Below are 8,222 nucleotides of genomic sequence, written 5' to 3'. Positions count from 1 at the left end.
ACAGAGTACCACCAACAGGCAGTTGATCTCTTCTCACCGTTTAACCATGAGTGGTGCACTTATTATCTGAATTCGGGGCGACTGTTTCCTGTGTGTGTTCAGAACAAGTAGAAAATAGATAAGTTGGCACACAACAATGACCAAAAAACTTGGCGGGTCTTTGGCAGTATATCGCTATATTTTGGCCGCTAAGCTAACTGTTAAACATACTAAAGCAAGGTAAGAAGCTTGATCGGGTTAATACTTATTGCAATTTCGTGGGGGCTCCTTCGAGTTCAAGGTCGATCGCTATCGGTATTAGGCTTCAACCGGCCTGCGCAGCGCTTAATAGAGCTTATAGCCGGCTTTGTACTTGCCAGTTTGTTTGCCTCGGCTCAGTTCCTTTTGATTTCCAAATTTTCTGAATTTGAATGGCTTCCGAACCCCGATTTTCGTGCTGCTATGGCATTTGACAGCCTCCGCTGGATCATAAACTCTGTGCTTTATGAAGAGCTTATATTTCGCGGTTATCTGCTCTATAAAGCTATGGAGCTGATTGGTACGCGAAAAGCCTGTTTTTTATCCGCAATAGCATTTGGGGCGTATCATTGGTTTTCCAATGAAGTTTTCGGCAGCTTGGTTCCCATGGTTTACGTGTTTCTCTTAACAAGCTCCTTTGGTTTCATGCTGGCCTGTTCATTTTCGATGACGAAGTCACTCGTTTTACCGGTCGCGCTTCACCTCGGTTGGAACACAGTTACGATTTTGGTTTTCTCTAATGGCCCTTTAGGTTCACAGATGTTTTTGCCAAGCACCACTGATACTGTATTGATGAGTACCTCTCAGCAGATCTTTACAAGTTTCGCAGTACCATTGGGCTTGGTTATATTGGTTCTTTGGGTGGTAACGCACAGAGTTCATAGAGATTGGCAGTTAACCCAATGCCACTCCGGGACTGATGCATAATAATATTTTTTGTACTTACAAGGAGCGTAGCAAATGAGAAGAGTGGTCGAATTTAACAAAAGAAAATATTGGGGATTTGGTTCTGTTGACTTAGATGCCCTAAACAATCAAATTGATGAGATTAATAAAGAAGGTTGGGAGTTGCTCTCCATCACTTCTAACACCTGGTTTAATGGGTTTGTCGTTTCCTATACGCTTTTAATTGAGTGTAAGTAAATAGGAACGGCAAAAGACAATAGGCATATAAACAGGAAAAAATAACCACTGGGGGGCCGCTACGCTTCTCAATATTACCAAAATCATTAGACCATTTTACGCACGCTAGCTACTTACTAAGAACATTATCTAAAATGAATGAATTGTATACACAAGTACTTACTGTCTTTCTAGGCTTTTTTGCGATCATGAATCCTATCGCAAATACTGCAGCCTTTGCGGGCCTGACAGGAGAAAACAGTAAAGCGGAACAAATTAAAATTGCAGCGAAAGCCCTTATTATTACATTTTTCGTGATTTCAGCTTTTGCTCTACTTGGAAAGGTAATTTTTCACCTGTTTGGCATTACTATTTCTGCATTACGGGTGACAGGTGGCATTTTGGTTTTTCTGGTCGGGTATCATATGCTCAATGGGCATGGTTCAAAATTACATTCTGCCGAAGGTAATGAAGACAATGATATAGCGATATCGCCTTTAGCTGTGCCACTTCTAGCAGGCCCTGGAACCATTGCAACTGCAATGAACTTTTCTTCTTCAGGTGGAATAACGGGAATATTGGTTACTATATCGGTATTTGCCGTTTTATGCTGTATCACTTTTGTCTGCTTTATTTTTAGCTCAAATATTTTGAGGTTAATTGGTAGGGGTGGATTGAGCATTGTTACTCGGTTAATGGGGCTGATTCTTTCCATTATAGGAACTCAAATGGTGATTACAGGTGTAACAAGTATCATTAAGGAAATGAGTTTACCAGGCAGTTAAAATTCGCCGCATACTATGCAGAAGAGCACGTTATCGTTCGCCCTTTATTGTTGTGTCATGTTTCATGTATAAGGGTATGAAGTTATCAGCCGGAGTGACACCTGGTAATTAAATTAAGGCGCGCGGCTCTCTCACCCAGGCTTCTGGTAATTGGCGCTGTATGCTTTAGTCTGCGATAGTTATCCCATTTAGAGCACGATGCAATACAGGAAAGGCAAACATGGAAAGGTACTTTTGGGTCGTTACCGGGCTAATCGTTGTGATGAGTATAATCAGTGGTTACGACAACCCGATCAATGTAAGCAATATGATCGAATTATCGCTCTGGTGCGCAGCCGTACCAGCTATATTTACCGGTCTTTTCCAGTCCACAGAGCCTGTTAAACAAAAAGCCCGGTTTATCTGGGGAACTAACTTTATCTTCTGCGCTGCCTTTACGCTTGTTATTCTCTCTATGACTACCTTTGCGGTTATTGCTGACGGCCCCCTGAATGAGTCAGCATTAATCTTCATGGTGATGCCGTTTGGTTTTATTGGATCTTTTATCGTTGCAACCCCTCTAGGCTTACTGGTTTATGCAATTAGTAAGGATGGTTGAAGCTATGGTTACAACCGGTATCGAAGCCTTTACCAAACTTGCGGTATTCTTGTTTAAAACACGAAAAGATACAGGATGCAGTGCGCAGCCAACTTCGACAGAGGCCATAGTTATCAGCCGTCACGCGCTGAGAAAGCAAATTACATGCTGGTAAAAAGCTTTCAGCTTCTCGGGCTGTTATTTCCTGTTGTCGTCATTGCCGTCAATCACACCTTTTTTTCTGATATAACTGCGCAAACACCACTCTATTCAGGTGCCGCTGTCACTATGGCGGCGTTCGGCGTGATGGGTGTCGCCTTTATGATTTACGCCGTAACGGTAGTCCCTACATCGTTGATATTACTGAAAAGAACGAACAGAGAATATTTTAAGTTTCAATCTGTTGGCTGGCGTGCAGTAATGTTGTTTAATTGGGCGCTGCAGGCTTTCGGTGTACTTGTGACAGTGTTTTATACATTGTTGGGTTTCATAAAAGCTATCGCATAAGCCTAAGTTACACGTAGTGAATGACTACAACTTATAAAAGAAAAACTATTTTGAATACGGAAATTTCTCTCTTGAAAGCAAGCTGTTTGTTATTTTTCATTTTCTTTTGCTCCTGCGTAAATGCGCAAACGCCGAAGGACAATGTCATCGTGCCGCCATCATATGAAACCGACACCTCCAAACATTATCCGGTTATCTACCTGTTAGATGGTGAATTAAATAAAGAGATGCTTCGCGGTATGCTTGAGCGGTTACATGCATCCAACGGGGCGTACGAACATATTATTGTCAGCATTGATGTGGCAGACCGGTTAAACGACTTTGCTCCCACTGTGAACCTGGACCCCAGAGGCCCTGTAGGAAGCGGAGGTGGTGCAGATACGTTCCTGGACTTTCTGGAGCAGGAGCTGATGCCGCGCATCACAAAGCAGTACCGAACACGCGATTTTAGTACCGTCGCAGGTCATTCGATTGCCGGCTTGCTTGTTATCCATAGCTTTCACTCGCGCCCCGACCTTTTTCAATCGCACCTGGCGTTTAGTCCCGCAGTCTGGTGGGGCGCGCAGGAAACAGCACAGGCCGCGCAAAACTACGTGCTTTCAGATAGTGACACGGGGACCTATCTGTATATGGACATAGGGAGTGAAAGCGGCGAGATGCGCTCAATTTATGATGCCTTTGCAAAAACCATCCTGCAAAACCGGTCAACCGATCTGGTATTGCAGCTTAATGAATTTGACGGCGTTGCTCACGATTTCACAATGGCCGCAGGACTGTATAATGCGTTATCAGGCTTGTATACCTATCAGCGAGCCAGAGGCTTATAACAGACAACGCGTTTTGATTGTTCGATGCGGGAAAAGCACGACGACAAAGGCCCTGTAGCCGTTGTATTGCAGACCGGCAGCATGGCGTTACCTATGCCAGGAAAAAGACATGAACGTAACAGATATAAAGCCGTTTATACCCAGTAAAGATTATGAACTATCCCAATGTTTTTATTCGGAAATTGGGTTTCATGCTGAATACGTTACCGACGACCTCACCCTGTTCGAAAACGGAGATTGCTACTTTTTCCTGCAACGATTTTACGACGAGTCGCTGGCCAAAAATTTCATGTTACAAATCTGCGTGACAGACATACACGAGGCCTTTGAGCGGTGTTCAACGTCAAGGCATAAAACGAAGATATCGCCAATTCAGCAAGAATCCTGGGGACAGGTGTTTTACCTCTGGGGGCCTGTTGGTGAACTCTTACATATTACACAATTACGCCGTGAGTAAAGTCGCTGACAATTACGGTATAACCTACTACATTCACTGCTAACCTCACCCGAAGCTCTTTGCTGTCGTTCACCTGGTGTGGAGCGGGCTGCTCGCGTTTCGTAAAATCACTGTTGGGTTTTCAAACCACAAATAAAAAGATAACCTGACTTTTTCACCTATCAGCACAAGGATGGTCTGCGTGGATATCAGCATTTGGCAATTGTTGTTTCTTGTTTTTCTTGGCTTCTGTCTTGTACCTGTTTTTCTTACCGGCTTTTCAACGCGAGCCAAAGGCGCGGAGAAAGCAGGCTGGCTTATTCTGACACTCTTCACGTCATGGATTGGCTATGCCGTTTTTCTGATGGCAACTCAGAAAATGAGAGGCGCTTCTCAGCGTCAGGCCTGATAATAAAGCGAGTGATATCAGGCTCTGTTCAACGCAACAGGCAGTAGAGAAGATACGCTTTTACACCAACACTTTATGCAGGCTTATCCGGGAAGTCATACTATGTCTGAATACACGGGTTCATGTTTATGCGGTGCGGTTCGGTTTGTTGTTACCGGCAACTTCGACAGCTTTTTCCTGTGCCACTGTCACTACTGCCAAAAAGATACCGGCTCTGCTTATGCCGCGAATTTATTTTCCCGCTCGGCCACGCTCTCATGGCAGGCCGGTGAAGACGCGGTGACATCATTTACGCTACCAGGAACGCGGCACAGCAAGCGCTTTTGTCAGCACTGTGGTTCAGCACTTCCGGGGGCTGACGGTGATGACACGCTGGTAGTTCCTGCAGGCTCTCTGGACAGCGCCGTTACATTTCCCCCAGCTGCTCACCTTTTCACGGCAAGCAAGGCCGAGTGGGATAACAAGTTAGAAACGCTGCCAGCATTTGAAACCCTGCCAACAGTATAACTCACCGGATAGACCATCCCGTGGTAGCCTTATTCACCACCATTATCCGCAAGGACACCACTGCCTATGAACAGCTTGTTAGCTCCGATGTTTGCCCACGTAATCTGGTGCACTGCTCTTTATGTGCTGCTCACCGCAGTGCGCGCCCCCGCAGTATGGGGAATCGGGCAACGCGCTGATGGCACAAACCCGTATGCCCACTTACAAACAAAAGTCAGTGCAAACCTTAGTAATCAGTTTGAGTGGCCGCTGTTTTTTCATCTCATCTGTGTGTTGCTGATGATTCACCACACCACTATCCCGCAGGTATACCCCTTACTTGCCTGGCTTTTTATTGCCGGAAGAGTTGGCCATAGCGTTGTGCAGATTTTCTCTTCGAACGTAAGAGTCAGGGGCCTGGTTTTTACCATTAACTTCGCTGCTGTGCTGGCAATGTGGTGCCTTCTGGTATTTGCAACGCTCTGACAGTGTTAACGTCTTATGTTGATTACGCTCTGACTCAGTATTAATTTCTGGTGTTGCTAATTATCTGACCCAGTCTCAACGCCAACTGTTTTTTATGGGAACAAAAGCCCTGAGATAACGTGCTACGCCAATCAGCTCGTTCTCTGCCGTACAGGCCGCTGTAGTTTTTTTAGCCCGCCAGGCCGAAATGACCGTCAGTGGTTCTTAATAGAAATGCGCGTAGCGTGTGTGTTAACCTCATCAATGATAAGCATTGAAAAGGGAATACAATGGGCGGTGTATCACTGGTGAGTTTACTCTTATTTGTTTTTATCTGGATTTTACCTGTCTGGATAATTGCAAAATCAGACAGAACTCAGGGCGGAGAGAAAGTAGCGTGGATCCTCGCGGTTATTTTCATATCCTGGTTTGCCTGGGTGTTTTATTTTCTGCTGGCGCCATTAAAGCCCGTCAGATAGCTACTTTACCAATTGTTGTATTTGGCCAGCTTGGGAACGCGGGCGGCTGGCATCTCGCGAAAAATGACCGCGTAGTTTTATACACTAATACCTGAGCTAAAAAGGACAATATCATGAAGGGAAACATCATCACTGCGTCTTTACTGTTTACTGCCATCTCACTATCGGGTTGCGCGAACTCATCCGGCCCGCTGGAAATCTCCGAAGCTGACGTGATGAAAAAACCATCACGCTGCGGTTTTCATGAAAAAGAAAACGATCCGTCAAACAACATCGATCCCATTTCCAGAGATAAAACTCCCAAGTACCCACTGGCAGCAGCGAGGGACCGTGTTCAGGGGTATGCGAAAATGGAATTTGATATCTCCGAAGATGGCAGACCGGTTAACATCAATGTTATTGAAGGGTACCCCGGCGACACCTTTGCTAACGCCGCGGCGGCTGCTCTGACAGGCTGGCGCTATCCGGCGGAAGAAAGCACCTGCCAGGTGGTTCAGCTTGACTTTCGCATCGAATAGCTGACTAAAGAAGCCAAACAGATACACTTTCTACCGTAAACAAGCGCAAGCTAACCAACGACTCTCTAACTACTTGCTGAGCCAATGAGCGACACAGATGGAGAGCTAAGCTTGTGTGGTTTTGGTAACTGGCGGGCTGCTCGCCTCAACGCTTCAATTCACAAGACGAAGGTGGTAATGGGTGGCGTTACAAGAAACTATCGGTGAGTAACACACCATTTTGTAAAGGAAGACTATCGACATGACGGAAAGTATTTTAGGTGGCGTGGGATTGCTGGGAAGCCTTTTTTATCTTTTTCTGATCCTGCTCTGGGTATTGGTTCCCCTGTTCATATTTCTGATTTCAAAGCGAGTGAAAGACATGCGGGACATGGCCAGATTATCACAGCGCGAGTTGAAAGAAGTGAATGCCAACCTTAAATACCTTAAAAGGAAGTTTAATCAGGCGAATGATACCCCTGATGATGCTGCCCATTAATGTAGCTGCGCTAAATAGTAAGGATAGAAAATGAAATGGCGTGAGTTAAGCTGGCAGCAGAAAACGGTTGTGTGGGTATTTATCGCGATTGCAGGCTGCTTCGCTCCCGAGATTGCGATGCTGGTGCACTTTGGTGGTATTGAAGCAGCGTTCGCGTTTCTGTTTGTCTTTTTTACCCCTGCCGCAATCTGGTTAAAACACCATTACCAGAAGGCGCGTGACAGCATTACGCTGGCTGTGGTTTCACTTCAAACCAGTGCCAGTGCCAAACCGAAAACGTTTGCAGTTCAGGCCAGCTTTTGTTGTCTGGCTTTTGCCATAACCGGCTCGGCAGTATTCGCCATGAGCTTTTTTTTGCCAGGCATACTTTTTAATAACATGCTAATTTAACGGTATCAGGCATGAAGAATCACGCCAGTTGAATGAATAAGTAACCTTACCCATCGCCCGTGTGCTTTTGATTATCAACGCGGGCCATGGCTCTGTATCCCCCGTCGTTATTGCGCTGTCGTAATCGTGCCGTACAAACGCCGTAACCGGCTTTGGAAAAACGTTGCTATAAACACGGCTCACAGTAAGCAAAGAGAAAACAATGATCATCAGAAAGCTGCGATTACAACATGGCTGGTCACAGGACCAGTTAGCCCAGTTCAGCGGATTAAATATTCGTACCGTACAGAGAATTGAGCGTGGTCAGCAGGCCAGTCTGGAGTCATTGAAGTCGCTTGCCGCTGTGTTTGACATCGACGTAAGTGAACTGGCAACGGAGGAACCCATGGAAAGCACCACAACGATCACCGCTGAAGAGGCTGAAGCTTTAGAGCGAGTAAGGGATTTAAAAGCGTTTTATACCCACCTTATGGTATTTGTCGTATCAACGGCACTGATGTTTGTTGTTAATCTGATGGTATCGCCCTGGTACCTTTGGGCAGTCTGGGCTCTGGTAGGCTGGGGCTTTGGGATCATGGTTCATGGCATTGCCGTATTTGAAACTTTCAGTATTTTCGGCCCAAAGTGGGAAAAAAAGCAGGTTGAAAAAAGATTAAAGCGTAACCTCTGAGCAGGTAACGCATGATAACGGCGCTGCCTGGCTCAACGGGCAGTTGCCACATCGC

15 protein-coding genes are annotated in these 8,222 nt (G+C 45.7%); all 15 read left to right on the top strand.

The features are described 5' to 3' along the window. Positions 1–228 precede the first annotated feature (228 nt). The 15 genes from JKP77_RS14350 to JKP77_RS14280 all read left to right on the top strand — a co-directional run bounded on the left by JKP77_RS14350 (position 229) and on the right by JKP77_RS14280 (position 8,167). Positions 229–945, top strand: coding sequence for a CPBP family intramembrane glutamic endopeptidase (locus JKP77_RS14350; protein WP_218311847.1), 717 nt, complete (start codon positions 229–231; stop codon positions 943–945). Between the two features lie 33 nt (positions 946–978). Then, positions 979–1,161: a hypothetical protein gene (locus tag JKP77_RS14345; protein ID WP_218311846.1), complete on the top strand. Its 183-nt coding sequence runs from the start codon at positions 979–981 to the stop codon at positions 1,159–1,161. Positions 1,162–1,295: 134 nt separating this feature from the next. Continuing rightward, positions 1,296–1,925, top strand: coding sequence for a MarC family protein (locus tag JKP77_RS14340; protein WP_218311845.1), 630 nt, complete (start codon positions 1,296–1,298; stop codon positions 1,923–1,925). Between the two features lie 220 nt (positions 1,926–2,145). Next, positions 2,146–2,523: a hypothetical protein gene (locus tag JKP77_RS14335; protein WP_218311844.1), complete on the top strand. Its 378-nt coding sequence runs from the start codon at positions 2,146–2,148 to the stop codon at positions 2,521–2,523. 75 nt (positions 2,524–2,598) lie between these two features. Further along, a complete protein-coding gene (locus tag JKP77_RS14330) occupies positions 2,599–3,009 on the top strand; it encodes a hypothetical protein (RefSeq protein ID WP_218311843.1) in 411 nt (136 codons plus the stop codon). 149 nt (positions 3,010–3,158) lie between these two features. Further along, positions 3,159–3,836 carry an alpha/beta hydrolase gene (locus JKP77_RS14325; RefSeq protein ID WP_338024875.1) on the top strand — a complete coding sequence of 226 codons (678 nt, stop codon included), beginning with the start codon at positions 3,159–3,161 and terminating at the stop codon, positions 3,834–3,836. A 109-nt stretch (positions 3,837–3,945) separates the two neighbouring features. Then, complete coding sequence (locus JKP77_RS14320; RefSeq protein ID WP_218311841.1) at positions 3,946–4,293, top strand: VOC family protein; 348 nt, start codon at positions 3,946–3,948, stop codon at positions 4,291–4,293. Between the two features lie 181 nt (positions 4,294–4,474). After that, positions 4,475–4,681, top strand: a complete 207-nt coding sequence (locus JKP77_RS14315; RefSeq protein ID WP_218311840.1) for a hypothetical protein — start codon at positions 4,475–4,477, stop codon at positions 4,679–4,681. A gap of 102 nt (positions 4,682–4,783) precedes the next feature. After that, positions 4,784–5,188 (top strand): GFA family protein, encoded by a 405-nt coding sequence (locus JKP77_RS14310; RefSeq protein ID WP_218311839.1) that lies wholly within the window; start codon positions 4,784–4,786, stop codon positions 5,186–5,188. A gap of 66 nt (positions 5,189–5,254) precedes the next feature. After that, a complete protein-coding gene (locus JKP77_RS14305; protein ID WP_218311838.1) occupies positions 5,255–5,653 on the top strand; it encodes an MAPEG family protein in 399 nt (132 codons plus the stop codon). Between the two features lie 269 nt (positions 5,654–5,922). Further along, positions 5,923–6,111, top strand: a complete 189-nt coding sequence (locus JKP77_RS14300; RefSeq protein WP_218311837.1) for a PLDc N-terminal domain-containing protein — start codon at positions 5,923–5,925, stop codon at positions 6,109–6,111. 113 nt (positions 6,112–6,224) lie between these two features. Next, a complete protein-coding gene (locus tag JKP77_RS14295) occupies positions 6,225–6,629 on the top strand; it encodes a TonB family protein (RefSeq protein WP_218311836.1) in 405 nt (134 codons plus the stop codon). A 241-nt stretch (positions 6,630–6,870) separates the two neighbouring features. After that, the gene (locus tag JKP77_RS14290; RefSeq protein WP_218311835.1) at positions 6,871–7,107 is read left to right on the top strand and encodes a hypothetical protein; all 237 of its coding nucleotides are present in this window, start codon (positions 6,871–6,873) and stop codon (positions 7,105–7,107) included. Between the two features lie 30 nt (positions 7,108–7,137). After that, the gene (locus JKP77_RS14285) at positions 7,138–7,497 is read left to right on the top strand and encodes a hypothetical protein (protein WP_218311834.1); all 360 of its coding nucleotides are present in this window, start codon (positions 7,138–7,140) and stop codon (positions 7,495–7,497) included. Positions 7,498–7,699: 202 nt separating this feature from the next. Continuing rightward, a complete protein-coding gene (locus JKP77_RS14280; RefSeq protein ID WP_220100168.1) occupies positions 7,700–8,167 on the top strand; it encodes a 2TM domain-containing protein in 468 nt (155 codons plus the stop codon). Positions 8,168–8,222: the final 55 nt, after the last annotated feature.

Source organism: Alteromonas antoniana, assembly GCF_019249295.1.
Classification (GTDB): Bacteria; Pseudomonadota; Gammaproteobacteria; order Enterobacterales; family Alteromonadaceae; genus Alteromonas; species Alteromonas antoniana.
This window is presented reverse-complemented; position numbering and strand designations above follow the sequence as displayed.

Coding starts and splice junctions, on each gene's coding strand:
- JKP77_RS14295 (WP_218311836.1), top strand. CDS start 6,225: ATGAAGGGAAACATCATCACTGCGTCTTTACTGTTTACTGCCATCTCA.
- JKP77_RS14300 (WP_218311837.1), top strand. CDS start 5,923: ATGGGCGGTGTATCACTGGTGAGTTTACTCTTATTTGTTTTTATCTGG.
- JKP77_RS14290 (WP_218311835.1), top strand. CDS start 6,871: ATGACGGAAAGTATTTTAGGTGGCGTGGGATTGCTGGGAAGCCTTTTT.
- JKP77_RS14330 (WP_218311843.1), top strand. CDS start 2,599: ATGCAGTGCGCAGCCAACTTCGACAGAGGCCATAGTTATCAGCCGTCA.
- JKP77_RS14305 (WP_218311838.1), top strand. CDS start 5,255: ATGAACAGCTTGTTAGCTCCGATGTTTGCCCACGTAATCTGGTGCACT.
- JKP77_RS14310 (WP_218311839.1), top strand. CDS start 4,784: ATGTCTGAATACACGGGTTCATGTTTATGCGGTGCGGTTCGGTTTGTT.
- JKP77_RS14320 (WP_218311841.1), top strand. CDS start 3,946: ATGAACGTAACAGATATAAAGCCGTTTATACCCAGTAAAGATTATGAA.
- JKP77_RS14285 (WP_218311834.1), top strand. CDS start 7,138: ATGAAATGGCGTGAGTTAAGCTGGCAGCAGAAAACGGTTGTGTGGGTA.
- JKP77_RS14340 (WP_218311845.1), top strand. CDS start 1,296: ATGAATGAATTGTATACACAAGTACTTACTGTCTTTCTAGGCTTTTTT.
- JKP77_RS14335 (WP_218311844.1), top strand. CDS start 2,146: ATGGAAAGGTACTTTTGGGTCGTTACCGGGCTAATCGTTGTGATGAGT.
- JKP77_RS14280 (WP_220100168.1), top strand. CDS start 7,700: ATGATCATCAGAAAGCTGCGATTACAACATGGCTGGTCACAGGACCAG.
- JKP77_RS14345 (WP_218311846.1), top strand. CDS start 979: ATGAGAAGAGTGGTCGAATTTAACAAAAGAAAATATTGGGGATTTGGT.